This is a genomic window from Halorubellus litoreus, assembly GCF_037081675.1.
In the GTDB taxonomy this organism is placed as follows: domain Archaea; phylum Halobacteriota; class Halobacteria; order Halobacteriales; family Natrialbaceae; genus Halorubellus; species Halorubellus litoreus.
Genome location: NZ_JAZAQL010000001.1, coordinates 1,306,528 through 1,330,821 on the forward strand (window position 1 = coordinate 1,306,528; position 24,294 = coordinate 1,330,821).

The window sequence follows — 24,294 nt, forward strand, 5'->3', positions numbered from 1 at the left end:
TTAGTCCTCCAGTAGGGCGTCGTCGCCGAACTCCTCGCGCACCTCGTTGAACCAGTCCAGTTGCGTCTGGAGGCGCTGGGGCATGTCGGCGTACACGTGGTTGAACATCTCTACGGGGTCCGGGCGCTCCACTTCCTCCGCCGCCGAGATCGCTTCGGCGACGTCGTCCTCGATGCGCTGCGTGATCTCGTCGTCGAGTTCGTCGTCGAGGATACCTCGTTCGCGGAGGAACGTCTCCATCCGCGGGATGGGGTCCTTCTGCTTCCAGCGCTCGACCTCGTCGTCGTCCCGGTAGACCGAGGGGTCGTCGGCGGTCGTGTGCGCGCCGAACCGGTACTGGACCGCTTCGATGAGCGTCGGCCGGAGCTCGTCCTCGTCGGGGTCCTTGGCCTTCTCGACGGCCTCCTTCGTGACCTTGTACACGGCGAGCGGGTCCATGCCGTCGACCTGCACGCCCTCGAAGCCGTACGCGTTGGCCTTCTGGGCGATGGTCTCGCTCGCGGTCTGCTTCTCGCGGGGCACCGAGATCGCCCACTGGTTGTTGTTACAGAAGAACACCGCGGGGGCGTCGAACACGCCCGCGAAGTTCAGGCCCTCGTGGAAGTCGCCCTCGCTCGTCGCGCCGTCGCCGAAGTAACAGAGGAACGCCTTCTCCTCGCCCTTGAGGCGCGACGCCCACGCCGCGCCGGTGGCGTGCGGTATCTGGGTCGCGATGGGGACCGCGACCGTGAACAGGTTCACGTCCTCGGGAATCGCGTTCCCCTGTTCGTGACCCATCCAGTACAGGAGCGTGCGTTTCAGGCCGAACCCGCGGACGAGTGCGGCACCGTGCTCGCGGTAACTCGGGAACATCCAGTCGTCGGTGTCGAGTGCATGTGCGCTCGCGACCTGCGCGGCCTCCTGGCCGGACAGGGGCGGGTACGTCCCCATGCGGCCCTGGCGTTGCAGGGACACGGCACGCTGGTCGAAGTGCCGTGCGAGCTTCATCTGCTCGTAGATCTCGAGGAACTCGTCGTCGGAGAGGTCCGGCACCTCCGCGTCGTCGAGCACTCGACCGTCGTCGTCGAGTACCTGTACGCGGTCTCGGGGGTTTCGTTCTAGCGTGCTCACGGGAAGACGCACCTTCGCATGACCGATACGTCTCTTGCTCGCGTTATATGATTTTCGTAAAAACGTTACTATCAAGCGTATTCTTGCCACACCTTCGCATTGAACGTCCGGGAATCCCCGCGAGAACTGTAACCTTTCAGTTTTCCACCGGTGTATCGAACGCTTCGAACGTTCCTCACGGTTTTTCCACCGACATTCTGGACGAACGGGCGAGAGTAGTGAACGGGTACGGGGCCCCGCAACGACCGACACGGGCGAATCGAGACACGTGACCACACCGCACACCCCGGTCGCGGCGTCGCGGGAACACGTCACCGAACCGAACGACCCCACGAACGGCCGGGCGATCAGTGTTCGACGGCGCCAGAACGGTTAATCGTCCACGCTCCGTACCCGGACTACGTTGCTCGCAGTCCTGTACGGAGCGTTGCTCGTGCCCGTCGTCGTCGGGCTCGGCTGGCTTGCGGTTCGACTCCACCGCGACCACCACGACCAGCCTGGCGCAACCGCACTCGCGGTCGCACTCCTCGGCTGCGGCGGGTACGCCGCGATGGACGCCGCCGAGGCCGCCGCCACGACGACCGCGTGGAAGTACGTCTTCCTCGTCGCTCAGACCGTCCCCTACGAGTTCATCGGCCCGGCGATACTCGTGTTCGCCCTGGAGTACACGGGCGCGAACCGGTACGTCTCCCGACGACTCGTCGCGGTCCTCGCGGTCGTCCCGACGATAACGGTGCTCGCCCTCCTCGCGTGGCCACTCGCGGACGTCGGCCTCTACCTCAGCGACCCGGTCGCGGAACCGTACGCGGCCGGGATGCTGACGCTCTCGTACGACCCGGGGCCGTGGTTCTTCGTCGACGGCCTCTACAGCGTCGCGCTCGCCGCCATCGGCGCCACCCAGTTCCTCCTCCTCTGGGTCCGGTCGACCGGCATGTACCGCCGACAGGGCCTGTTGCTGTTCGCCGGGTTACTCGTCCCGCTCCTCGCCGGGTTCGTGAACATCGTCGCGTTCCCGGACGCACCGATGGATCTGGCACCGCCCGCGTTCGCCGTGACGTGGCTCGCCATCGGGTACGCGCTCTTCAGGTCGGAGCTCCTCGCGGTCGTCCCGGTCGACTGGCACTCGCTCATCGACCAGCTCGCCGAGGCCGTGTTCGTCGTCGACCCACAGGGCCGCATCGTGCAGGCGAACGCGGCCGCCGCAACCCTCCTCGCAGCCCCGGAGCGCGTCCACAGCACGGCCAGTGACGGGGCCGGCATCACGGGCGTGGCGGCGGACGGCGGGGCGCTCGTCGGTGCGTCCGCCACCAGCGCGGTCGCCCGCGCGTTCCACGTCGACGAAGCCGAGATAGACGACGGTGACGTCCTCGCGCTCGACGACTCCCCCAAGGGAACCGACGGTGGCGTCGAACGCTCTCGCCGCGACGTCGACGACGCTGCGACGGACGAACGCGACGCGACGCACGACGACGAGGCGACCGTATCCGTCGAGTCCACGAGCGTCGACGAACGACGGTTCGAGGCGCGCGTTCGCACCGTCGATGACGCTCGCGGTCGACAACGCGGCCGGCTGTTCCTCCTCTACGAGGTCACCGAACGCGTCGCGCTCGAACGACGCACGCGCAACCAGTACGACCAGCTCTCCGTCCTCAACCGCCTGCTCCGGCACGACATCCGGAACGACGTCGCCGTCGCCATCGGGTGGGGCGAACGCCTCGAAGCCGACCTGGAACGGGACGTGACGGACGCCGACGGCCAAGCCGACGCCGGCGGGGACGGCTCGACGCCCGCCGCGCACAGTCAGGACGGACTGACGCCCGCCGAGCGCGTCGACCACGCGGACGCGGTCCTGACCGCGAACCGCCACATCGAGGAGTTGACGCTCGTCGCGCGGGACATCGCGGAGAGCGTCGCGAACGACGCCGACCTCGAGCTCGCGAGCGTCGACGTCGGGACCGTCCTCCGAGACGCGTTCGAGACCGCCGTCGCGTCGTACGAGACCGCCACGTTCGACCCGCCGGCGTCGTACCCGTCGGTCGTCGTCGAGGCGAACGAGACGCTCGGGTCGGTGTTCACGAACCTCCTGAACAACGCCGTCCAGCACAACGACGGCGACGAACCGACCGTCGACGTCACCGCGAGCGTGGACGAGACCACGGTCACCGTCCGCGTCGCGGACGACGGCCCCGGCATCCCCGACGACCGCAAACGGTCGGTGTTCGGTCGCGGCGACAAGGGCCCCGAGAGCACGGGCTCCGGACTCGGCCTCTACCTCGTCGACCGACTCGTCGACGAGTTCGACGGGAGCGTCCGCGTGGAGGACGCCGCCCTCGGCGGCGCCGCGTTCGTCGTCGAACTTCCGCTCGCGGACGGAGCCGACGACTGACGGCGACCACGCTCCCGGAGAGAACGCCAATCCGTTCGCTCAGTCCGATGCGACCCGACGCGCCTGCTCGCGGGCTTCCTCGACGCTCTTGCCGTCGCGCAGCACGGCGTCGACGAACAGCTCCCCGGCCTTGTACGACGACCGCACCATCGGGCCGGAGGCGCAGTAGAGGAAGTCCATCTCGTCCTCGGCGACCGCACGCCACGTGTCGAACTCGTCGGGCGTCACGTACCGCTCGACGTCCAGGTGCGTCCTGCTGGGCTGGAGGTACTGGCCGAGCGTGACGACGTCCAGGTCGATCTCGCGGAGGTCGCTCAGGGTCTGATAGATCTCGTGGTGGTACTCGCCGACGCCGAGCATCAGGCTCGTCTTCGTGTACACGTCGCTCTCCTGGCTCACCTGTTCGAGCACGGAGAGGGACTGCTCGTAGCCCGCGCGACGGTCGCGCACGGGGTGTTGGAGGCGTTCCACCGTTTCGACGTTGTGCGCGAACACGTCCGGGCCGGCGTCGATGATCTTCCGGACGAGTTCGGGGTCCCCCTGGAAGTCCGGCGTGAGGACCTCGACGAGGATACCGGGGTGGCGGCGCTTGATCTCGCGGACGGTCTCCGCGAAGTGCTCGGCGCCCTGGTCTGGGAGGTCGTCGCGGTCGACCGACGTGAGGACGACGTAGTCCAGCCCGATCTCGGCGATGGCGTCCGCGACGTTCGCGGGCTCGTCGGGGTCGAGCGGCTCCATCCCGCCGGTCTCGACGTCGCAGAAGTTGCAGGTGCGCGAGCACCGGTGGCCCATCAGCATGAACGTCGCCGTGCCGCCGTCGCCGGACCCGTTCCGGCCGCTCCAGCACTCCCCGAGGTTCGGGCAGTTCGCCTCCTCGCAGACCGTGTTCAGGTCGTGCTCTCGGAGGGTTTCCTTGATGTCCGTGAACTCACGGCCCGACGGCGGCCGCATCTTCAGCCAGTCGGGCTTCCGCGAGCGACTCATGACGGAAACTGCGGGATGGGATGGGTTAAAGCGTGGGGTTCCTCGCGTCCGCGTTCGCCGCGAGCCAGTCCGCGGGCGCGTTCGCGAACGCGGTGACGGCGTCGCGGACGTCGTCGCCGTGCCCGAAGACGAGGTGGCCGCCGGTGTCGTACGCGCGGAGCGCGGCGTTCGGGGCGCGCTCGGCGAACGCTTCGGCGTCCGCGAAGTCGGCGAGCGGGTCGTCTCGGGCGTGGACGACGAGCGTCGGGACGGTGAGGTTCGCGGGGTCGTACCGGTCGGGGTACTCGGCGACGTGGGGGTTCGTGAACTCGGTGTCGAGAGCGATGCCCTCGCGGCGCGGGGCGACGGGGAACAGCGTGTCGAGGAGGGCGTCGACGCGGTCGCGGTCCGCGTCGGTGGCGAGCGCCCAGTCGTCGCCCGAGACGCCGAACGTGCGGCGCAGGAGTCCGGGTGCGCGCGAGCGCACCAGCCAGAAGACGGGGTCGCGGAGGAGCGGCGCGGGTGGACCCGTGGGGCCGTCGCGGTCGCGGTCCCGGTCGTCGTCGGGCGCGAAGGCGGACGCGGGCGGCGTCCCGGCGGCGAGGAGGACGAGGCCGCGCGTTCGCTCGGGGTGGTCGAGCGCGAACCGGATGGCGGCGGGTGCGCCCGCCGAGGTGCCGACGACGACGGCGTCGTCGACGTCGAGGTCGTCGAGGAGTTCGGCGAACGCGCGCGCCTGCGTCGCCGGCGACGGGTACGTCGGGATCTCGGAGCCGAGGTACCCGAAGCGCGACGGCGCGACGATGCGGGCGTCGTCGACGAGACTGCGCCCGATCTGCATCGCCTGGTCGCAGCCGCCGACGATGCCGTGCGAGACGAGGACCGGTACTCCGCTGCCGCGGTCGCGGTACTCGACGTCGCCGACGGGCGTGTCCGCGACGCGGTGCTCGGTCGGGGCGACGCGAGCGTACGCGGCGTCGCGCTCGCTCCGGTAGGTGGCGTAGCCGCGACTGAGCAGGGCGAGCGTGGTCGCGCCAGCGGCGACACCGACCGCCATCAAGCCGGCCGTCCGGGTCTGTTCGCTCGGCAGCACGTCGATGGTGTCGTCGTCGCCGCCGTCGTCGTCGCCGACGTCGGCGGGCGTCTCGTCGGAACGGAAGCGGCCGGCGACGCGGTCGAGGATGGACCGCGGGAGCGCGAGACGCTCGGAGCTGGCGTCGTCGGAGCCGGCGCCGTCGGGGGTGAAGCGGTCGGGTGTGGGGCGGTCGGCGGACATCGTCGTTCGCGTATGTGTTGGACGCGAGAGCGTGTAGGTCGTTCGCGTGATTCCCGCCGCACGGGAACAGCGACGGCCAGTTCGTTCACAGTTCGAACTTGCCATGTCAAGTCGAATAGGGTCGTGATAAATCCAATCGCGATTTCCGATAGAGTTTAGTGGGTGGTGTGCACCATATTGCCAAAGGCAATGCTAGACGTCTCCACGGAGGAGATCACCGACGGGTCCATCCTCCGCTCCCTCCTCCTCCTCGCCACCCCATTGGTCCTCCAGAACGTCGTTCAATTCGCCCAACTGATCGTCGACGCGCTCTTCCTCGGTCGCGTCGGCGAGACAGCCGTCGCCGCCGTCGGGTTCGTCTACCCGCTCACGAGCGTGATGCTCGCGGTCATCATCATGCCGTTCGTCGGGACGCAGGTCGTCGTCAGTCAACGCGTCGGCGGCGAGGACAGGTCCGGCGCCCGTCGCGTCGCCGTCAACGGCGTCGCGCTCGCGCTCGTCGTCGCCCTCCCCGTGCTCGCCGGCGTCCTCCTCGTCGGCCCGTCGCTCGTCGACGCCGCCGTCGCGTTCCTGAACCCGACCGACGGCATCGCCGACCCCGCGAGCATCTACCTCGTCACGTACGCGCTCGCCGTCCCGTTCATCGCGGTGTCGGACACGCTCGAAGGCGCGTTCGTCGGGTGGGGTGACTCGCGCGCGGCGCTGTACGTGAACGTCGTCGCGGTCGCCGTGAACCTCGCACTCGACCCCATCCTCATCTTCGGATGGGACGCCATCGGGCTGCCCGCGTACGGCGTGCAGGGCGCGGCGCTCGCGACCGCTATCGGGTACGCCGCCGGGATGGCGCTCGTCCTCGGGTTCTCGCTCGGCCTCCGGGACACGTTCACGCTCTCCCGGAGCGACCTCGCGTTCGACGCCGACGCGTGGCGCGAGCTCGTCGACGTCGGGTACCCGAACTCGCTCCAGCGCGTGTCGAAGGACGGCGTGAAGGTCGCGATGGTCGCGCTCGTCTTCTACGCCGGCGGTGGCGCGGCGATGGCGGCGTACACCATCGGCGTCCGCGTCTCAGCCATCGCGTGGATTCCAGCGAGCGGCCTCCAGCAGGCCGCCCAGAGCGTCGTCGGCCAGAACCTCGGTGCGGGGAATCCCTCGCGCGCGAAGGAAACGACGTGGGTCGGCGTCGCCATCGCCGCGGTCGGCCTCGGCGGCATCGGTATCGTCCAGTGGTTCGTCCCGGAGGCGCTCGCGAAACTGTTCATCCCCGGCGTCTCCGGGGACGCACTCCGGTACACGGTCGCGTACCTCCAGATCCTCGCGGTCGGCTACTGGGCGATCGGCGCGAGCTACCTCCTCCAGGGCGGGTTCAACGCCGCGCGACGCACGAGGACGAGTCTCGTCGCGAGCCTCGCCCAGAACTGGGGCGTCCGCCTCCCCATCGCGGTCGTCGGCATCGTGCTCCTCGGCGGCGGCGCCATCGCGGCGTTCTGGGCGGTGACGCTCTCGAACGTCGCCGTCGCACTCGGCCTCGCCGCCTACTACCGGTACCAGACGAGTCACGGCATGCTCGACCGCGCCGCCGAGACCGCGGAAGCGAGTGGCGCCTGACGGCTCGCACCGAGGACGGCATCGAATCAGTCCCACACCAATCAACAGCGACAGGCCAAATCGGTGAACCGCCCCGGGGTCAAGCCCCGAGGCACTCGCCTTGTTCATCTGTAGATACAGAGGATGTATCCCTCACTGTGAGGCTTGAATCCGGAACTCTGCAGCGAGATACGGCTCAGTAAACGTCCAGAAACTGGCGTCAGACACCCGTCTCATACTGTTCTGCCCGTGTATCTGGTCTATCCTGTAGCCTATGCTGCCCCAGATCGGGAGATGGACAACAAGATTCGGTCCAGCCGGCGGAAAAAAGTAGTTCAAGTACAAGTTACGAGTTGAGAACGTCATGGTAGCCAGGCTGGACCGAGTGGTGCGGCTGTACGGTCGATACGGACCGACACGGTTACCGCTCGGGGACCGACAGGACGTCGGGGCCGGCTACAGTATGGCCGCCGGTGTCCTCGCCGGTGGCATCGTGTTTGCTCCGGTGAGTACGCTGCTTTCGGGGACGGTGGGTTCAGCAAGGGTGATTCTGTCTGCGACCCCGGTGTACATCGCCACGGGATTCGTGGTCGGGGCGCTCACGTGGCGCTCCCTGCCGTCGAGTGTCCCATACTACAGTGCCGTCGCAGCGTTGGTCACGGTCGCCGGGAACTACCTTGCCGGAACTGCCGTGTGGTTGCTACTGGCTCCGGTGTACGGCTACGAGTTTGTGAACCCATACGGGGGAGTTGACCCGCCGACCTCGCTCACCGAGTTCCTCGGAGCGTTCTTTGAGGTGTACCCCGATACCATCTTGGTAGTGGTCGTGTGGACGATCTGGATAGCCGTCCCACTCAGCCTCGTTTTCAGCTACGTCTACGAGCGCAGTCGTAGCGGAGAATAGCCGATACGTTCGCACACCTACTGAACGGCTGGTTCAGCAGTTCGTCAACGGAGCGAACACCGGTAGAATCGGTCTATGACGACCTTTCTCACACCAGTGTGGGGCGGGTGACGGAGTAACGTTTCTGTGGTGGGGCTACTGGAGCGTCGAGTGGTTGGACGGCCGATACGACTATACTCGTCGCTGTCCGGTTGTTAATGAATGCGAGATAGGGTGTGTCCGATCGAGGAGTGTGCGGCGACAGTGCGTTTCGACGCGGTGGTGGTGGAGGTGACGCCGCGGTATCGCCTGCACGACCTCGGGGAGGTCGACGAGTTCGCGACGTGCCCGGAGTGCGATGCGGAGGTCGCGGGGTACTATCCCGAGGAGGAGGACGACGACGGCGACGTGGAGCTCATCCTCGACATCGACGACGAGGACGACAGCGGGGACGACGATGCTGACGCGACCGCGGACGAGCGCGGAGCGGCCGGTGGCGGGTTCGATGCGGCGACCGACGCCTTCGACGACCCGGACGACGTGCTCGACGAGGCCGCGGGTGACGGGGACAGCGACGAGGCGTCCGACGGGGACGATGGGGACGCGGGCGACGACGACCTCGTGTTCGGATAGCCCGGGGAGCGAGCGTCGTCGTCGCGTCGGTGGCGGCGGCGCGCTCGCCCGGGAGTGGTCGGTGCGCGACTCTGGACGGAAACGCCTTTGCCGCGTGCTCTCTCCGTACCTATCAGGATGGAGGTTGCCGAGGTCGTCCCGGAGTTCGCCGACGCGTTCGCGTTCGAGGAGTTCAATCCGATGCAGCGCGAGGCCCTGCCCGCGTTGCTCGAACGCGACGAGAACGTGGTCGCGAGCGCGCCGACCGCGAGCGGGAAGACCGCGCTCGCGGAGCTCGCGATCTGTAACGCGCTCGCCGACGACGGCACCGCGCTGTTCGTCGCGCCGATGCGCGCGCTCACGAACGAGAAGGAATCGGAGTGGGAGCGCTTCGAGGACCTCGGGTACTCGGTGTACGTCGTCACGGGCGAACGCGACCTGAACCCGCGTCGGGCCAGGCACGCGGACGTGCTCGTGATGACGCCCGAGAAGCTGGATTCGGCGACCCGGAAGCACGACTCGGCGAGATACGACTTCGTGACGGACGTGGACGTCGTCGTCATCGACGAGGTCCACCTGCTGGACTCGGACAAGCGCGGGCCGGTGCTGGAGGTGACGATATCGCGGCTCCGCCGGCTCTGCGATCCGCGCGTCGTCGCGCTGTCGGCGACGATGCCGAACGTCGAGGACGTCGCCGCGTGGCTCGACGCGCCGCCGGAGTGCACGTTCGAGTTCAGCGAGAAGTATCGACCCGTGGAGTTGAACGCGGGCGTGAAGACGTACACGCACGGCGACAACTCGTTCGCGGACAAGTACCGGCGGCTCTACCGGGCGCTCGACCTCGCGGAACCGCACGTGCGCGAGGACGGACAGGCGCTCGTGTTCGTGTCCTCGCGCCAGGACACCGTGCAGGCCGCGAAGAAGGCGCGGGACGAGGTCGCCGAGCGCGACATCCCGATGGGCGCACGGGGCGACTACGACTTCCACACGGACGCGAAGGAACTGCAGAACGAGACCCTCAAGAACAGCGTCCTCGACGGGGTGGCGTTCCACCACGCGGGCCTGTCGAAGGGCGACAAGGACCGCGTCGAGCAGTGGTTCAAAGAAGGGAAGATCCAACTCTTGTTCTCGACGTCGACGCTCGCGTGGGGCGTGAACCTCCCCGCGCGGTGCGTCGTCATCCGCGACACGAAGCTCCACGACCCCCTCGAGGGCGAGGTGGACATGAGTCCGCTGGACGTCCTCCAGATGCTCGGGCGCGCCGGGCGCCCGGGCTACGACGACGTCGGGTACGGCTGGGTCGTCTGCGACCGCGCTGACGCCGACAAGTACCGGCGCCTGCTCAGGGAGGGCAAGGACATCGAGAGCCGGCTCGCGGACAACCTGGACGCGCACCTGAACGCCGAGATCGCGATGGGCACTATCAGGGACCTCGAGGACGTGATGTCGTGGCTGGAGACGACGTTCTACTACGTGCGGGCGTCGTCGGCGCCCGACCGCTACGACTTCGAGGGGCTCCGCGAGTACGTCCGCGAGAAGCTCGAGGGGCTCGTCGACGGTGGGTTCGTGGACGCGAGCGAGGACCTGTCGCTGTCGGCGACCTCGCTGGGGATGCTCGCGTCGAAGTTCTACCTGCGACTCGACACGGCGGCGCGGTTCCGCGAGCTGGCGACGCGCGACGGGAGAATCGACGAGGACGCGGTCCTGGGTGCGGTGGCGACGGCGACCGAGTTCGATTCCGTGAGTGCGCGCCAGAGCGAGAAGGAGGCCGTGGATGCGGTGCTCGTCGGGCGGGACACGGGCGACATGGACCCCGGGCAGCGGAAGGTGCTCGCTATCGTCCAGTCGACGATGACGGGGTCGACGCCCGCCGAACTGCGGTCGGACGCGTGGGTCATCAAGCAGAACGCGCTCCGCTTGCTGGGGGCGTGCCGGGCGTTCCTGGAGCGGTTCGCGGACGGGCACGCGGCGAACGTCGCGGAGCGCGTCGCGGCGAGAGTGGAGAACGGCGTCTCCGGTGACGCGGTCGGCCTCACTGCGGTGGACGGCGTCGGGTCGGGGCGTGCGAGCAAGCTCGCGAAGGAGGGGTACGCGACGCCGGGCGACCTGACCATCGGGGGCGTCGAGGACCTCGTGAACGCGGGGCTCTCTGAGGGCGTCGCGGAGCGCGTCCACGAGTCCGCGAGCGAGCTTCCCGCACCCCGCGTCGAGTGGGGGGCGTTCCCCGAGCGCATCGCGCGCGGCGAGAACGACCATCGGGAGGTCCGCGTGGTGAACGGCGGCGGCGGCGCGAACGCGCACCTCCGCGTCACCGTGAACGGCGTGGAGATGACCGAGACGGAGACGTACCTCGGCGACGACGCGACGCTCCCGGTCGCCGTGTTCGGTGCGAACGACGACGAGCTCACCTACGAGGTGTCGGTCGCGTTCCCGGACCACCCGCTCGTCCCGGTCGCGGAGACGCGGACGGTGGAGGTCGAGTAGTCGTGGGGGCGGCCGACCCGGGCGACGAGTCCGCGACGGACCGCATCACGGCCGCTGACGAGGATGCGCCGGCGACGGACGCCGAGGAGCGCGTGGACGTCGTGTGGTTTCCCGCGGACGACGACTACGTCGTGGTCGCCGCGGGCGACGGCGACCGCGCGGTCGCCTTCCACCGGTACGGCCGTCTCATCGTCGCGGGCATCGGCGCGCTGTTCGCGGCGCTCGGCGTCGTGATCCTCCACGGGTTCGTCACCGCGAACACGAGCCTCGCGTGGCCCACGTCGGGCGTCGTCTTCGGTGTCGGGGCGCTCGCCGCGACCGCGTACGTCTACTGGCGGTACGACCCCGAACCGGCGCCCGGGGTCGTCGCGCGCGACGAACCCGTCGACAGCGCACGAGACGAGTTCGACTTCGAGGACTGACCGACTCGCTGGCATACGGCGACCGCCAGGTCGCCGTTTCTGCTGACACCTGCCTCCCGAGCGTACGGCGACCGCCAGGTCGCCGTTTCTGAGATGCACTGAGTCGACTCGCAGGGTGTCTCTGTTACTCCGCGGCCGTGTGCTCGACGAGGTCGTATCGCTTGACGAACACCGGGTAGTCGATGGTCCACGTCTGCTCGTGGAGCGGCACGGTCACGGAGACGGTCTCGGGTGCGCGCTCGACGAGTTCGGTCGTCGAGAGGTCGGGGTCTATGGTTCCCGTCTCTCGGGGGGCGGTCGGTCTCGTCTGGTGGTGCACGTTCAGGTGCCGTTCGCGACCCTGACCCGCGGGATAGAAGACGATGCCTCGTCGCTCGTGGAGCGACGGGTCGAATCGGTTCGCGACGACCTGTATGGCCGTGTCTTCGCCGACCCAGGCCGCCCACACCGCGGCGTCGGTGTACGCCTCCGTCCCCGAGTCGTCGGTGTCCCGGACGGTGTCGTTCGCGGGGACGTACGCGTGGTCGGGTGGCCAGCCGTCGAGCGTCCGACTGGCGGGGTCGCCGATGGCGCGCATGCGGTCGCCGTGTTCGAGCGGCGGGTCGTCGTCGAGGACGCGGGAGACGCAGCCGCTGGTCGCGGCGAGCGCGCCGCCGAGGAGGGCGAGGGCGCGGCGGCGGGTGGGCATGCGCGACCGATGCGACCGCGCTGGCGAAGTGTTTTGGGGTGCACCGAGTGGTGGTGGTCGCCAAGCGAGACGAGAGGCGGGGCGTGCGGGACCGCAACCTACACGCCGCGGGCGCGTCTCGGCCCTGGTATGTCGCCGACCGTCGACGACCTCCGGAACGAGATCCGCGCCGCGACCGGCCGTCACGAACGCCTCGTCTCCACGGGGTTCACGAAGGAGGCGCTCGCCGCCATCTGCGGCGAGTTGGGGTACGACGTCGGTGACGGGCAGTTGCCGGCGAAGGAGGTGATGCGCGCGGAGATTCGAGCGCGCGTCGGGCTCGCGGACGACGCGGACCCCGAGACCGAGGGGAGCGCGTTCCGGAAGGCGGACCTGGAAGCCATCGCGGACGCGGTCCGCGAGGAGTAGCTGCGAGTCGAGTGCTCGCAATCCCCGTGTTGTCGTTCAGCAGACCTTGAGAATCCACGCCGGGGCTCTTTGTCGGAAGCGGCAGATACCAGCATACGTATGTGTTCAGGCACTGATTCGAAGATGGTTGATGCGCTGCATCGGTGTCTCGAGCACCCGCTCCGTCGCGCGGTCCTGTGCACGCTGGCGGCGCAGCCCGACGAGGTGACGACGCTCGAAGCGCTCGTCGACGCGCTCGACGAGACGATGGTGGGCGGCGAGGACCGACTCCGGATCGCGCTCCATCACGTGCATCTGCCGAAGCTCAGCACGCTCGACGCCGTCGAGTTCGACTACCGGAGCGGCGACGTCCGATACCGCCCGGAGTCGACGACGTCGCAGTTCGTCGAGCGGGAGTTATCCTAGTCCTGAGTCGGTCCGAGCGCGACCGCGACCACCCGAGGTTTACATGAGACGTAAACCCGCGATGACGGCGCTGGTGCCCTTGTCGGCGCGCGAGCCGGTAGCGGCGCGATGGAGTCGTGGCGACTGATCGCCGTCAGTACGAGACGCCCTGGTCGGTGACCTCGACGCGGAGTCCGTAGTAGGCGCTGCCGCGTTCGAGGTACGCCATCGTGTCCGACTGGCGCTGGAGGTGTTCGCGGACGCGGACGACGAAGCGGTCGAACGCCGCGCTGGGGTCGCACGTCGAGTAGCCGCCATCGGTCGTCACGACGTCGAGCAGGTCGCGTTCGGCGTCGCTCAGCGCCACGAACCGGACGGGTGCGTACCCGCCGTCGAGGCTCGTCGTGGTGTGGTCGACGGCGATGGTGCTGTCGTAGTGTTCGTCCATCCCGTCGCGTTCCTCGCTGGTGACGCAGTCGGGCGTGTGGTCCCACGCGGTCAGGTTCCCCGGCGCGGTGTGCTCGCTCTCGGTCCCGCCGCCGATGCCGCGCGTGGAGAGGCAGCCGCCGAGTGCGGCGGTGGCGGCGGCGACGCCAGCGGCGGCGGTCTGGAGGAGTCGTCGACGTGGAACGTCGGTCACGGTACGCTCGTCGGGGTCGAGACAGGAAAGGGTGGTTCTAGCTGAAACGCGCGTTTCGCGGCCTTGAGTCGTCTAGTCGTCGGCGGTGGTGGGGGTCTCTTCGCAGGGGTCGGTGGCGAACCGGCGGGCGTCGCGGACGACGGCGTCGCCGAGGTCGCGGAGGCGGGATTCGATGTCGGGATCGGTGACGGCGCGGTCGTCGAGCGCTTCGGGGTCGGGCTGGAACTTGCTGGAGGCGTTCCGGATGCCGACCTGTTCGGGGACGACGTGACCGTGGACGCCGCGGACGGTCGCTCGCATGTGGTCGAGCGTGCTCGCGTAGCTGCCGCCGCCGGCGGTTGCGACGAGGCCGACGACGGTGTCCTCGTACTCGTCCCAGCCGCAGTGGTCGTGGAAGTTCTTGAGGGCGCCCGTGAGGCTGCCGTGGTAGACGGGCGAGCCGAGGAGGACGGCGTCGGCGTCCTCGACGGTCTGGAGGAGGTCCGAGACGCCCTGGTCGTCGACGTCGGGGTCGTACATGGGGACGTCGGCGGTCCGGAGGTCGAGCAGGGTGGTGGTGGCGCCGCACTGCTCGGCTGCGTCGAGCGCGTACGTGAGTGCGGTTCGCGTGTAGGACGTCTCGCGGAGGCTCCCGCAGACGGCGACGACGGAGACGGCTGTCATTGGCTCGCCTTGGGGATGCGCGTGGTTAAGCCCCGCGTCATCCGGAGAACCGTCGGAGTCGCACTGCTGTCGTGTGGTTTGTGGCGCAGTCGTCGGGGTCGCGGCGCGGTCGTGTTGGGGCGACGACGCGTCGAGAAAGTTGTATGGTACCGAAGCGCATGCTTTGGGTATGGAGTCAGCCGGTCCATACGCGGACGCCGAGAACCGGCACGTCGCGACGCGCGTCGTCGACGCAATAGACAACGGGAGCGACCCGACGGCCGCACTCGACCTGCTCGCCGAAGACGTCCGGATCGTCCAGCCGGGGCGGGGCGTCGACGAGCGCGGCCGAGCGGCGGCCGTCGACTGTTGGACGCACTGGCACGCTGGCCTCCCCGACTACCGCGAGGACGTCGAACAGGTGGTCTGCGACGGCGACACCGTCGTCGTCTTCACCACCTGTCGCGGCACGCACGTCGGCGAACTCGACGGCATCCCGTCGACGGGGCACGCCGTCGAGGTCCCGCGCGTCCACCGGTTCCGCGTGACCGACGGGCACGTCGTCGAGTGGTGGACGCTCACCGACCGGCGTGCGGTCGCCGAACAGCTCGGCGTCCAGCCGACGAGCCTCGGCGGCCTCGCCCGCGTCGGCATCTCCGCCATCAAGCGCGCCGTGAAGCGGTGATGGACGAGGTATCGAGATAGTAGCCGGCGTCGCCGTTCGCGTCGTGGAGCTGTGGCTGTGGCGACACGGTTATTGGCGTGCGAAGAACACACACGCGTAGGTTCCGCTCCGGGAACCCACGGCGCGTCGCGACGGCCGCCCTACCGGCCGTCGCGGTCGTTCGCGTTCGATGCGTCACCGTCGCTGGACGCGAACACGGCGACCGCGAGCAGGACGTACCCCGCCTCGTTGCCCTGCGCGAGCAGGGACACGGCGCCGGTCGCCAGCGTCATCCGTACCTTCGTTCGTATCGAGAGACACCTCCGCCGGCGGCTGTTTCCGACGCAGAGCGGCGTGCGTCGCGCCCGCGTGACCGATTCGACGTCGACGGCCGAGCGCGCGGACTCGCGCCGGGTGGCGCTATCGGTGATTACGGACGGTGGTCGGAAAAGGGCGAGCGTAGCGCGGTGAAAGTGAAAGTGGAACCGCGAACCGCACACAGCAAGCCGCTGGCCTCAGCCCAACGGCCGTATCCCGTGGTGGGGTTTTTTCGCGTCGGCCGGCCTTCGGTCGCACATGGACGCCATCTCCTTCGGGACCGACGGCTGGCGTGCGACGCTCGACGAGTTCACCGACCGACGCGTCCGCATCGTCGCACAGGCCGTCGCCAGTCACCTCCGCGAGACCGGCCGCGAGGGCGAGACCGTCGGCGTCGGCTACGACGCCCGCGAGACCAGCGAGGGCTTCGCCGAGGAGCTCGCTCGCGTCCTCTGCGCGAACGGCTTCGACGTCCTCATGCCCGAACGCGACCGCCCGACACCACAGCTCGCGTGGGCCATCAAGGAACGCGAACTCGCTGGCGGCTGCATGATCACCGCGAGCCACAACCCGCCCGAGTACAACGGCGTGAAGTTCGTCACGGACGACGGCTCGCCCGCCCTCCAGGACGTCACCGACTCAATCGTCTCCCACCTCGCCGAGCCCGACGCCCTCCCCGAGGACGAGTGGGGCGACGTCGAACGCGTCGACATGGTCGGCCCGCACTTCGAGCAATGCAAGCGCCGCGTCGCCGACGTCGCCGACGCCGACCCCGACAGCGAGTTCCTCGACGGCCTCCACGTCGTCTACGACGCCATCCACGGCTCCGGGCGCGACGTCACCGACCGCCTGCTCGAAGAGGCCGGCGCGACCGTCGACCGCCTGCGCTGCGAGCGCGACCCGACGTTCGGCGGCGCCCACCCCGAACCCAGCGAGGACAACCTCCAGGGGCTCGTCGACGCCGTCGAAGCGCGCGACGCCGACATCGGGATCGCGAACGACGGCGACGCCGACCGCATCGCCGTCGCCACCCCCGACGGCTTCCTCGACGAGAACCTCTTCTTCGCCGCCGTCTACGACTACCTCCTCGAATCGAGTAGCGGGAGCGCGGTCAGGACGGTGTCGACGACGTTCCTCGTCGACCGCGTCGCCGACGCGTACGGCGAGACCGTCCACGAGACCCCGGTCGGGTTCAAGTACGTCGCCGACGCGATGCGCGACCACGACCCGCTGATGGCCGGCGAGGAGTCCGGCGGATTCGCGGTTCGCGGCCACCTCCGCCAGAAGGACGGCGTCTTCATGGCCTTGCTCGCCGCCGCCGCAGCCAGCGAACGCTCGCTCGAAGACCGCGTCGACGCCCTGCTCGCCGAACACGGCGAGATACACCAGGGGAAGGTGAGCGTCGACTGCCCGGACGACCGCAAAGAAGGCGTCCTCGGCGACCTCGAGGACCACATCCCCGAATCGGTCGCGGGCGAACCGGTCGCGGACGTCGTCACCGTCGACGGCTTCAAGCTCCTCCTCGAGGACGGCTCCTGGACGCTCATGCGACCGAGCGGCACCGAACCGAAACTCCGCGTGTACGCCGAAGCCGGCAGCGAGGCGCGCGTCGAGGAACTGCTCGACGCCGGGCGCGACCTCGTCGAACCGCTCGTGTAAACCCCGACCCGAACCCCACGGTTGGCGGAACTGTTTTATTCCCGACCGCTCTCCATTCCGACATGACCGCCGGAGATGGCCTCGGCGAGATGCAGCGACTGCTGTCGGGCGACCTCGACACGCAGACCGCGCACGGCGCGCCGAACAGCCTCCCGCTCGTCTTCCTCGGCCTCGTCGTCGCGGGCGCCCTCGGCTGCATCGTCGGCTACGTCGGCCCCGGCCTCCCGGCCGGCCACAACGTCAACGTCGCCGTCCCCTACGCCGCCCTCGCCGCCCTCCTGTACGTGTTCGCGGTCGCCGCCGGCCCCGTCCACGTCCTCGAACGACTGCTCGCCGGCGCCGTGACGTTCACGTGGTTCTACGCGATGGCGCTCGACGACCACGTCGTCAGACAGACCGTTTCCGCCGACCCTACGCTCTCGGTCCTCGTCCCCGGCACGGTCGTCACCGTCGCCGTCGCGCACCTCACCTGGCGCGCCGGCGTCCTCGACGGCCTCCGCTGGCCACGCGACATCTACCCCCGCACGCGGAACCTCGCACTCATCTACGCCCCCACCATCTACTTCGCGACCTCGACCCTCGTCCTCGGCCTCTGACCACCCGCCGAACGACGGTTCCTCTCCCGGCAATTCAAGTCCGATACCGCGGCCAGGCTCCACGTGCCCACTCGTCGGGCGTGCGAGGAGTCGAGACGGGAGCGGTGGACGCCCTCGCACGCCGCCGTCGTCCACCCTGCTCGCCACTACCGATTCAGCGACCGCTCGGCCCACAGCCGACCGTCGCTTCCTGTCCCTTCGTCGACGACGTCGAAACCGAGCGCGTCGTAGAACGCACGAACACCTGGGTCGAACGCGACCGTGAGCCGCCGCTCGCGGTCGAGCGCCGCCGAGACGAGCGCGCGCCCGACGCCTCGTCCACGCCGCCGCCGCCTGACCGCGACCGCGTCGACGTGCATCCCGACGTCGCCACCCACCGCCTCGGGGAGCGCGACGTCGTCCAACGGCACGAGCACGAGCGCACCCACCACGCGCTCGTCGTCGACCGCGACGAACGCGTCACCGCGAGCGACCGCATCGCTCACCGCGTCGGTCTCCAGCATCGCGCCGTCGAGCACGCGCCGAACGTCCAGTTCCGCCTCGACGGTCGCCTCGCGAACCACCACGTTCGGGTCGCCAGACGCCGACACCGTCACCCCTCCCGATGCTCGTCGATAGCGCCGAGGAGGTCGTCGACGCTCGGCCGGTCGAACGTCGACCGACCCGCGTACGACCACACCACCTCCGGGCCAGCGTCGGCGTCGCGACAATCGACGAGGACCGCCTCCGGCATCCGGCCGAGGAAGTCGCTCCACTCGCCGAGGAACCCGAACCGGACCGGCTGGTCGTACGCCTCACCGACCGCGACGTCGGGGTCCGCGAGCAACGGGAACGGGAGGTCGTAGCTGTCCTGCCACTCCTGGACGTTCTCGCGTGGCTCCGGGACGACCGACACCACCTCGGCGTCTCGCTGCTCGAACTCGTCGTAGCGGCTCGCCACCTGCTGGACTTGCTCGCGGCAGTTCGTACAGTAGTGGTCGCGCTGGAGCAGAACGAGGACGAAGTCGTGGTCCGCCGCGAGCGCCGACAGCGAGCACGGGTCCGGCCCGGGACCGACGTTCGCGAGTTCGAACTCGGGTGCACTCGTCATCGCGCTATCCTCCCTTCACGAGCCGCAGGACGGTCACGTGGTCGACGCTCACGGGTTGGTCCTCGGGGACTGGACGCCCGTCGACGAGGACGGTGACCTCGTGCGGACTCAACTCGACCGCGGACAGGAGGTCCGCGTACGTCGCGTCCGCGCCAGCGTCCACCTCGAGAACGTCCTCGCCTTTCACGTCCACCGTCACCTGCATACCCCACGGTATCGGGCGAGCGCGCTTCAGCGTGTCGGGAGTGACGCGTCGAGAACGAGGTCCGTGGGACGAAAAGTGGAACGAGTCCGGTACCCGAGTCCGGACTCGGTACGGTTCGGGTCAGGCGGTGGGCGCGTCGGTCGTCGCACCGCGGCGAGCGTTCCGGCGGTCGCGGCGGTAGCCGTCGAGCACGAGCGCGATGGCGCCGAGGCCGACGAGGAACACCAGGAACGTCAGGACGCCCCCGAGGATCGGGACGAGGCCGACGACTGCGGCGACGAGGAGGCCGACCGCGAGCGCCGCCCAGTCGTTCTCGACGTCCAGCCGCCCGAGCGTCCACGACGCGGCCGCGAACCAGCCGTAGACGACCGCGGTCCACGCCAGGAGCGCGAACAGCATCGCGCCCAGGATCGTCAGCGGGATGCCGACGATGGTGATCGCGAACGCGACGAGCACGACGGGGACGGCGACGAGCGTCACGAACCCGAACGCGCCGGCGCGAACGGGCGTGTCGGCGACGGTTCGAGCGATCTTCCGCGTGGTACCGGGGAACGCGACGAGGAGGACCGCGCCGAGCACGAGGTTCGCGAAGAACCCGTAGATCGCGCCGACGCCATCGGGGACGGGCGAGAACTGGAACTCGGCCCCGCCGATGGAGTCGTCGCGGACGACGTCGCCCGCGATAGCGGCGCCACTGCGTTGCGTGAGGTCGCCGTCGTACCGGAGCTCTCCGCCGAGAACGGCGGTGTCGGCCACGAGGATGGTGTCCGCGCCGACCGTGACGTCACCGTCGACCTGCCCGGCGAGCGTCGCGTCGGCGGCGCCGACGTTCACGCTCCCGGTAACGACCCCGCTGTCGCCGAGGGCGAACGTCGCGACGCCGGTGTTGACGTCACCACGGACCTCGCCGTCGATGCGGAGGGTCGCAGCGGCGACGTTCACGTCGCCGTTGACGACACCGGTCTCGCTGATGCGGACCTCGGCGGCGACGCCGTCGATGTTCCCGTTCACCGTCCCGTGAACGATGACGGACGCGGCGGCGACCTCGAGGCCGTCGATTGATTCACCGGCCTCGACGGTCACCGTCGAGCCGACGCGTGTCTCTGCAGCGGCCAGTCCCGGACCGGCCGCGAGCACGAGCGTGAGGACCATGACGAGCGCGAGGGCTCGTCGAGCGAATAGAGTGCTCATACCTAGAGAGACGCCGGACGTGACGATAGCAGACGTCGCTGGTTCTCGCTCGCAGAGAACTGCGCGCATGGATAGACAACCACTCGGTCGCGAACCGCGACCAAGCCACCGCCGTCGTTCCGGCGTCTCGGGGGCTTTATCAGCGCCAGGGCCGTGCCTCGTCGTATGAGCGAGTCCGCGGACGAAGGGGACCGACCCGCCGGGAAGACCGAGGTCTGGATCGAGAAGTACCGGCCGGAGTCCCTCGCCGACGTCGTCGGGCACGAGGACATCATCTCGCGTATCGAGAGCTACGTCCGGAAGAACGACCTGCCCCACCTCATGTTTGCAGGGCCAGCAGGCGTCGGGAAATGTGCCACGGGAGAGACGCCGGTTCTGACGAACGAGGGCGTCCAGCGTATCGAGGACGTCGTCGGTGACGTCGACGGGTTCGCGTCCCCACGAGCGGACCTCGAGGTTGCGACGTTCACCGAAGGCGGCGAGTTCGCGTTCGTCGAACCGAGCGAAGTGTTCAGTAAATCGACCGACGCGCTGGCGGCCGTCGAGACGAGAGACGGCGGACAGTTGCGCGTGACTCCGGAGCATCGCCTGCTCGTGGTCGACGAGGACGGACTGACGTGGCGGGAGGCCGAGAAGTTGGAGGCTGGCGACAGGGTGGCTCGACCGCTCGAGACCCCCACGCCGGATGCTGACGACGAGTTGGAGTGGCTCGCAGCGATCAACGGGAAGCGGTACGTCGCGACGGTGGCGGAGTCCTTCGCCGCCGAACACGAGATTCCGGCCGAAGAGCAGTTCGTCGGCGCGAAAAAGCGCATCGTCCGAGGACTCCGAGAAGACGACGTCGATGGCGTCGACGCCAGCGGCTCCGTGACCGTAGAGACCATCGAGGCGTACGCCAACCGACTGTCGGACGTCGACGTCGACTCGTACTCGACGGTCGCCTCGGTCGAGTTCCTTCGGTCCCTCGACGTCGACGCCGCTACACTCGAGTCGAACGTCGAGTCCCTCCAATACGTTCCGAGGAACGGACAGGAAACGCAGCCGATCACCCCACCCTGGACCGCTTCCGCGGAGCTTGCAGAGTTCGTGGCGTGGGTCGTGAGCGAGGCGCGCGTCGATAGCGGACGAATCCGGTTCTACAACACGGACGAGTCAATCATCGAGCGGTTCGAGTCACTCGCCGAGGACCTGTTCGGCGTCGAGACCGAACGGATGGAGCGGAAGGGCGTTCCGTTCGTTCGAATCCGGTCGCGGACGCTAACCGGCTTCCTCGAGGCGTGTTTCGACGTGGTGTCGTCTGACGGCATCGGGTCGACGCTCGTCACGGCGCCGTCGGACGCCAGGGAGGCCTTCCTCCGTGCGATGTTCGACGCGGAAGCGCACGTTTCGAAGAACGGTATCGTGGAGTTCACGCAGAAGGACGGGGACGTGGTCTCGCTCGTCTCGTATCTCCTCGGGTCGCTGGGGATTCCGAGTCGACGGAAGACCGAGCAGAAGGCGGCGACGAACGGCAGCGGTATCGAACGGACGTACCACACGTTGTACGTCTCCGGCGCGAGCGCCCTGTCGCGATTCGAGGAGCGCATTGGCTTCTCCATCGACGAGAAGACCGAACGGCTGGCGATGGCGACGGCTCGTGACTCGAACCCGAACCACGACACGATACCGACCCAGCGTGCCGTCGACGACCTCTGTGACGTGCTCGCGCTGAACAAGACCGAACACGTGCCGACGACCACGAACCCGGACTCGCCGGGGCGGGAGCGATATCTCGAATCCGTCGAGTCGGTTCTGTCCGCGGCCGTTTCGAAGGTCGAGACGGCCCAGCGCGTCAAGGAAGGGGTTCCAGCGGACCTGGACGCTGTCGTCGCGACACCCGCAGCGTGGGTCGGGGAACGCGAGCGGTTGGAGCCCCTCGAGACGCGGAAGGACGTCGCGGCCGAGACCGGGGTTCGGTCGGACAGGCTCCTGGAGTACGCGGACGGACGGCGGTCGCCGACCGCCGAGCGAGCGCAGCAGTTACTCGTCGAACTCGACGGCTCGGCGCGTGGAGACGTCGCGGCCGTCCAGCAGACGCTGTCGTCGTTCATCGACGACCTCGGTGTGTCGTACAATCGCGTCGCTGAGAGCACTGGCCTCCGTGGAACCGACGTGAAGAACCTCCTGGAGAACGACGACCACGACCTCGAGTCGCTCCCGCGGTTCGCCACCGTCGCGGACCGGATTCGCGCGGTCGCCGACGAGATGCTCTCCGGTGACGTGCTCGAATCGCTCTCGATGCTCGACTCGCTCGCGAGCGAGTCGCTGTACTTCGACGAGGTCGTCTCGGTCACCGTCGAGGACGCCGACGAGCGCGTGTACGACGTGACCGTTCCGCAATCGCACAACTACGTCGCTGGAGCCGTTCCGACGGTGATGCACAACACGGCCACGTCGGTGAGCATCGCGAAAGAAGTCTATGGCGACGATTGGCGAGAGAACTTCTTAGAGCTGAACGCGTCGGACCAGCGCGGTATCGACGTGGTTCGCGACCGTATCAAGAACTTTGCACGTTCGTCGTTCGGGGGGTACGAGTACCGCATCATCTTCCTGGACGAGGCGGACGCGCTCACGTCGGACGCGCAGTCGGCGTTGCGGCGGACGATGGAGCAGTTCTCGAACAACACGCGGTTCATCCTGTCGTGTAACTACTCGAGTCAGATCATCGACCCGATCCAGTCGCGGTGTGCGGTGTTCCGGTTCTCGCCGCTTGGGGACGAGGCGGTGGCGACGCAGGTTCGGAAGATCGCCGACGAGGAGGGGTTGGAGGTGACCGACGACGGCGTGGACGCGCTCGTGTACGCCGCTGACGGTGACATGCGGCGGGCCATCAACGCGCTGCAGGCGGCGTCGGTGACGGACGAGGTCGTGGACGAGGCGACGGTGTACGCGATCACGTCGACGGCGCGCCCGGAGGAGGTCGAGGAGATGGTGCGGCTCGCCATCGACGGGGACTTCGTGGCGTCGCGGTCGCGGCTGGACGAACTCCTGACCGAGCGCGGGCTCGCGGGTGGCGACATCATCGACCAGTTGCATCGGTCGGCGTGGGAGTTCGACCTGGACGACACGGCGACGGTGCGGCTCATGGACCGGCTCGGGGAGGCGGACTTCCGCATCACGGAGGGCGCGAACGAGCGCATCCAGTTGGAGGCGTTGCTCGCGTCGCTCGCCCGATAGGACTCCGCACCTGCTGGAGCGGCCGTTTGGGTTCGCGAGCTCGGGGTCGCCCGCTGGCGTTCGCTCGGTGGTAGCACCCGGGATTCGTTCGTTCACGGGGATGTCGCGATGATTTTACGCCGGACCATGATTTCCGGCCGAGAGCTTTATCAATCGTTCTAGCAACGGTTGTGCTGAACAGTATCTACCATGACGGATGACACGTCGGTCCTCGTCGTCGAGGACAACGTCGAACTCGCCGGGCTGTACGCGTCCTGGACGCCCGCGGAGTGGTCGGTGGAGACCGTGACGAACGGCGAGGACGCGGTCCCTGCGGTCGACGAGTCGACCGACGTCGTGGTGCTCGACCGACGCCTCCCGGGGTGTTCGGGCGACGAGGTACTCGAACGAGTTCGCGATGCCGGGTACGACTGTCAGGTCGTCATCGTGACGGCGGTCGACCCGGACTTCGACATCGTCGAGATGGGGTTCGACGACTACCTCGTCAAGCCCGTCGAACGGGAGACGTTCGAGCGCACGCTCGAACGGTTGCTCGCGCGTTCGGCGTACGACGAGGAGTTGCGGGCGTACTACGCGGCGGTGTCGAAGCTCGCGGTCCTCGAGACGCACAAGACGAGCGAGGACCTCGCGGCGTCGACGGAGTACGACGACCTCCAGGAGCGCGTGCGACGCCGAGGCGGTCGTGCGGACGACCTCCTCGACGACCTGCTCGCGGATTCCGTTGCGAACTCGCAGGTGTTCCGCGGCCTCCTCGAGTCGGCGACGCAGTGACCCGTTCAATCCTGATGGCCTCGGCGCAGTGACCCGTTCAATCCTGATGGCCTCGGCGCAGTGACCCGTTCAATCCTGATGGCCTCGACGCAGTGACCCGTT

The 24,294-nt window shown here is 68.6% G+C and carries 24 protein-coding genes; 13 read left to right on the forward strand and 11 right to left on the reverse strand.

Annotated features, from left to right (window positions below):
• Nucleotides 1–1,110 carry a pyruvate dehydrogenase (acetyl-transferring) E1 component subunit alpha gene (gene pdhA, locus VYJ16_RS06535; protein WP_336349491.1) on the reverse strand — a complete coding sequence of 370 codons (1,110 nt, stop codon included), beginning with the start codon at nucleotides 1,108–1,110 and terminating at the stop codon, nucleotides 1–3.
• A gap of 403 nt (nucleotides 1,111–1,513) precedes the next feature.
• Between pdhA and VYJ16_RS06540 the strand changes: the two genes are divergently transcribed.
• Nucleotides 1,514–3,496 carry a sensor histidine kinase gene (locus tag VYJ16_RS06540; RefSeq protein ID WP_336349492.1) on the forward strand — a complete coding sequence of 661 codons (1,983 nt, stop codon included), beginning with the start codon at nucleotides 1,514–1,516 and terminating at the stop codon, nucleotides 3,494–3,496.
• 39 nt (nucleotides 3,497–3,535) lie between these two features.
• Here VYJ16_RS06540 and lipA read toward each other — a convergent pair whose 3' ends face one another.
• Both lipA and VYJ16_RS06550 read right to left on the reverse strand, forming a co-directional pair.
• Nucleotides 3,536–4,480 carry a lipoyl synthase gene (lipA, locus tag VYJ16_RS06545; protein WP_336349493.1) on the reverse strand — a complete coding sequence of 315 codons (945 nt, stop codon included), beginning with the start codon at nucleotides 4,478–4,480 and terminating at the stop codon, nucleotides 3,536–3,538.
• A 25-nt stretch (nucleotides 4,481–4,505) separates the two neighbouring features.
• On the reverse strand, nucleotides 4,506–5,735 hold the full coding sequence (locus VYJ16_RS06550; RefSeq protein WP_336349494.1) for an alpha/beta fold hydrolase: 1,230 nt from the start codon (nucleotides 5,733–5,735) through the stop codon (nucleotides 4,506–4,508).
• A 189-nt stretch (nucleotides 5,736–5,924) separates the two neighbouring features.
• Between VYJ16_RS06550 and VYJ16_RS06555 the strand changes: the two genes are divergently transcribed.
• From VYJ16_RS06555 to VYJ16_RS06575, 5 genes are all read left to right on the forward strand, one after another.
• Nucleotides 5,925–7,340: an MATE family efflux transporter gene (locus tag VYJ16_RS06555; protein ID WP_336349495.1), complete on the forward strand. Its 1,416-nt coding sequence runs from the start codon at nucleotides 5,925–5,927 to the stop codon at nucleotides 7,338–7,340.
• A 343-nt stretch (nucleotides 7,341–7,683) separates the two neighbouring features.
• A complete protein-coding gene (locus VYJ16_RS06560) occupies nucleotides 7,684–8,223 on the forward strand; it encodes a hypothetical protein (RefSeq protein WP_336349496.1) in 540 nt (179 codons plus the stop codon).
• Between the two features lie 243 nt (nucleotides 8,224–8,466).
• Nucleotides 8,467–8,835: a hypothetical protein gene (locus tag VYJ16_RS06565; RefSeq protein WP_336349497.1), complete on the forward strand. Its 369-nt coding sequence runs from the start codon at nucleotides 8,467–8,469 to the stop codon at nucleotides 8,833–8,835.
• Between the two features lie 117 nt (nucleotides 8,836–8,952).
• Nucleotides 8,953–11,298, forward strand: coding sequence for a DEAD/DEAH box helicase (locus VYJ16_RS06570; RefSeq protein WP_336349498.1), 2,346 nt, complete (start codon nucleotides 8,953–8,955; stop codon nucleotides 11,296–11,298).
• A gap of 2 nt (nucleotides 11,299–11,300) precedes the next feature.
• On the forward strand, nucleotides 11,301–11,720 hold the full coding sequence (locus tag VYJ16_RS06575) for a hypothetical protein (RefSeq protein WP_336349499.1): 420 nt from the start codon (nucleotides 11,301–11,303) through the stop codon (nucleotides 11,718–11,720).
• A gap of 124 nt (nucleotides 11,721–11,844) precedes the next feature.
• Here the strand turns inward: VYJ16_RS06575 and VYJ16_RS06580 are convergent, their stop codons facing one another.
• Complete coding sequence (locus VYJ16_RS06580; RefSeq protein ID WP_336349500.1) at nucleotides 11,845–12,408, reverse strand: hypothetical protein; 564 nt, start codon at nucleotides 12,406–12,408, stop codon at nucleotides 11,845–11,847.
• Nucleotides 12,409–12,537: 129 nt separating this feature from the next.
• Here VYJ16_RS06580 and VYJ16_RS06585 point away from each other — a divergent pair, with 129 nt between their 5' ends.
• A complete protein-coding gene (locus VYJ16_RS06585; RefSeq protein ID WP_336349501.1) occupies nucleotides 12,538–12,816 on the forward strand; it encodes a hypothetical protein in 279 nt (92 codons plus the stop codon).
• 99 nt (nucleotides 12,817–12,915) lie between these two features.
• Entirely contained in the window at nucleotides 12,916–13,221 is a 306-nt protein-coding gene (locus tag VYJ16_RS06590; protein ID WP_336349502.1) for a DUF7344 domain-containing protein, read from the forward strand.
• 133 nt (nucleotides 13,222–13,354) lie between these two features.
• Here VYJ16_RS06590 and VYJ16_RS06595 read toward each other — a convergent pair whose 3' ends face one another.
• Both VYJ16_RS06595 and VYJ16_RS06600 read right to left on the reverse strand, forming a co-directional pair.
• A complete protein-coding gene (locus tag VYJ16_RS06595) occupies nucleotides 13,355–13,840 on the reverse strand; it encodes a hypothetical protein (protein WP_336349503.1) in 486 nt (161 codons plus the stop codon).
• A gap of 72 nt (nucleotides 13,841–13,912) precedes the next feature.
• Nucleotides 13,913–14,503, reverse strand: coding sequence for an NADPH-dependent FMN reductase (locus VYJ16_RS06600; RefSeq protein WP_336349504.1), 591 nt, complete (start codon nucleotides 14,501–14,503; stop codon nucleotides 13,913–13,915).
• A gap of 169 nt (nucleotides 14,504–14,672) precedes the next feature.
• Here VYJ16_RS06600 and VYJ16_RS06605 point away from each other — a divergent pair, with 169 nt between their 5' ends.
• Complete coding sequence (locus tag VYJ16_RS06605) at nucleotides 14,673–15,167, forward strand: ester cyclase (RefSeq protein WP_336349505.1); 495 nt, start codon at nucleotides 14,673–14,675, stop codon at nucleotides 15,165–15,167.
• A 140-nt stretch (nucleotides 15,168–15,307) separates the two neighbouring features.
• Here the strand turns inward: VYJ16_RS06605 and VYJ16_RS06610 are convergent, their stop codons facing one another.
• Nucleotides 15,308–15,439 (reverse strand): hypothetical protein, encoded by a 132-nt coding sequence (locus VYJ16_RS06610; protein WP_336349506.1) that lies wholly within the window; start codon nucleotides 15,437–15,439, stop codon nucleotides 15,308–15,310.
• A 283-nt stretch (nucleotides 15,440–15,722) separates the two neighbouring features.
• Between VYJ16_RS06610 and VYJ16_RS06615 the strand changes: the two genes are divergently transcribed.
• On the forward strand, nucleotides 15,723–17,123 hold the full coding sequence (locus VYJ16_RS06615; protein WP_336349507.1) for a phosphoglucomutase/phosphomannomutase family protein: 1,401 nt from the start codon (nucleotides 15,723–15,725) through the stop codon (nucleotides 17,121–17,123).
• A 62-nt stretch (nucleotides 17,124–17,185) separates the two neighbouring features.
• Nucleotides 17,186–17,719 carry a hypothetical protein gene (locus tag VYJ16_RS06620; protein WP_336349508.1) on the forward strand — a complete coding sequence of 178 codons (534 nt, stop codon included), beginning with the start codon at nucleotides 17,186–17,188 and terminating at the stop codon, nucleotides 17,717–17,719.
• Between the two features lie 146 nt (nucleotides 17,720–17,865).
• Here VYJ16_RS06620 and VYJ16_RS06625 read toward each other — a convergent pair whose 3' ends face one another.
• From VYJ16_RS06625 to VYJ16_RS06640, 4 genes are all read right to left on the reverse strand, one after another.
• A complete protein-coding gene (locus VYJ16_RS06625; protein ID WP_336349509.1) occupies nucleotides 17,866–18,309 on the reverse strand; it encodes a GNAT family N-acetyltransferase in 444 nt (147 codons plus the stop codon).
• 2 nt (nucleotides 18,310–18,311) lie between these two features.
• Nucleotides 18,312–18,809: a peroxiredoxin family protein gene (locus tag VYJ16_RS06630; protein WP_336349510.1), complete on the reverse strand. Its 498-nt coding sequence runs from the start codon at nucleotides 18,807–18,809 to the stop codon at nucleotides 18,312–18,314.
• A 4-nt stretch (nucleotides 18,810–18,813) separates the two neighbouring features.
• Nucleotides 18,814–19,014 (reverse strand): ubiquitin-like small modifier protein SAMP2, encoded by a 201-nt coding sequence (samp2, locus tag VYJ16_RS06635; RefSeq protein ID WP_336349511.1) that lies wholly within the window; start codon nucleotides 19,012–19,014, stop codon nucleotides 18,814–18,816.
• Nucleotides 19,015–19,134: 120 nt separating this feature from the next.
• The gene (locus VYJ16_RS06640; protein ID WP_336349512.1) at nucleotides 19,135–20,205 is read right to left on the reverse strand and encodes a bactofilin family protein; all 1,071 of its coding nucleotides are present in this window, start codon (nucleotides 20,203–20,205) and stop codon (nucleotides 19,135–19,137) included.
• Between the two features lie 165 nt (nucleotides 20,206–20,370).
• On the opposite strand from VYJ16_RS06640, the gene VYJ16_RS06650 reads away from it, so the two are divergent.
• Nucleotides 20,371–23,421: a replication factor C small subunit gene (locus VYJ16_RS06650; RefSeq protein WP_379761910.1), complete on the forward strand. Its 3,051-nt coding sequence runs from the start codon at nucleotides 20,371–20,373 to the stop codon at nucleotides 23,419–23,421.
• 189 nt (nucleotides 23,422–23,610) lie between these two features.
• Nucleotides 23,611–24,192, forward strand: coding sequence for a response regulator transcription factor (locus VYJ16_RS06660; protein ID WP_336349513.1), 582 nt, complete (start codon nucleotides 23,611–23,613; stop codon nucleotides 24,190–24,192).
• Nucleotides 24,193–24,294: the final 102 nt, after the last annotated feature.

Bases quoted from the DNA above. Each gene is read 5' to 3' on its own strand.
- VYJ16_RS06630 (WP_336349510.1), bottom strand. From the start codon at position 18,809: ATGACGAGTGCACCCGAGTTCGAACTCGCGAACGTCGGTCCCGGGCCG.
- VYJ16_RS06585 (WP_336349501.1), top strand. From the start codon at position 12,538: ATGTCGCCGACCGTCGACGACCTCCGGAACGAGATCCGCGCCGCGACC.
- VYJ16_RS06650 (WP_379761910.1), top strand. From the start codon at position 20,371: ATGAGCGAGTCCGCGGACGAAGGGGACCGACCCGCCGGGAAGACCGAG.
- VYJ16_RS06660 (WP_336349513.1), top strand. From the start codon at position 23,611: ATGACGGATGACACGTCGGTCCTCGTCGTCGAGGACAACGTCGAACTC.
- VYJ16_RS06605 (WP_336349505.1), top strand. From the start codon at position 14,673: ATGGAGTCAGCCGGTCCATACGCGGACGCCGAGAACCGGCACGTCGCG.
- VYJ16_RS06570 (WP_336349498.1), top strand. From the start codon at position 8,953: ATGGAGGTTGCCGAGGTCGTCCCGGAGTTCGCCGACGCGTTCGCGTTC.
- VYJ16_RS06555 (WP_336349495.1), top strand. From the start codon at position 5,925: ATGCTAGACGTCTCCACGGAGGAGATCACCGACGGGTCCATCCTCCGC.
- VYJ16_RS06550 (WP_336349494.1), bottom strand. From the start codon at position 5,735: ATGTCCGCCGACCGCCCCACACCCGACCGCTTCACCCCCGACGGCGCC.
- VYJ16_RS06640 (WP_336349512.1), bottom strand. From the start codon at position 20,205: ATGAGCACTCTATTCGCTCGACGAGCCCTCGCGCTCGTCATGGTCCTC.
- VYJ16_RS06620 (WP_336349508.1), top strand. From the start codon at position 17,186: ATGACCGCCGGAGATGGCCTCGGCGAGATGCAGCGACTGCTGTCGGGC.
- lipA (WP_336349493.1), bottom strand. From the start codon at position 4,480: ATGAGTCGCTCGCGGAAGCCCGACTGGCTGAAGATGCGGCCGCCGTCG.
- VYJ16_RS06580 (WP_336349500.1), bottom strand. From the start codon at position 12,408: ATGCCCACCCGCCGCCGCGCCCTCGCCCTCCTCGGCGGCGCGCTCGCC.
- VYJ16_RS06615 (WP_336349507.1), top strand. From the start codon at position 15,723: ATGGACGCCATCTCCTTCGGGACCGACGGCTGGCGTGCGACGCTCGAC.
- samp2 (WP_336349511.1), bottom strand. From the start codon at position 19,014: ATGCAGGTGACGGTGGACGTGAAAGGCGAGGACGTTCTCGAGGTGGAC.
- VYJ16_RS06590 (WP_336349502.1), top strand. From the start codon at position 12,916: ATGTGTTCAGGCACTGATTCGAAGATGGTTGATGCGCTGCATCGGTGT.
- VYJ16_RS06600 (WP_336349504.1), bottom strand. From the start codon at position 14,503: ATGACAGCCGTCTCCGTCGTCGCCGTCTGCGGGAGCCTCCGCGAGACG.
- VYJ16_RS06610 (WP_336349506.1), bottom strand. From the start codon at position 15,439: ATGACGCTGGCGACCGGCGCCGTGTCCCTGCTCGCGCAGGGCAACGAG.
- VYJ16_RS06560 (WP_336349496.1), top strand. From the start codon at position 7,684: ATGGTAGCCAGGCTGGACCGAGTGGTGCGGCTGTACGGTCGATACGGA.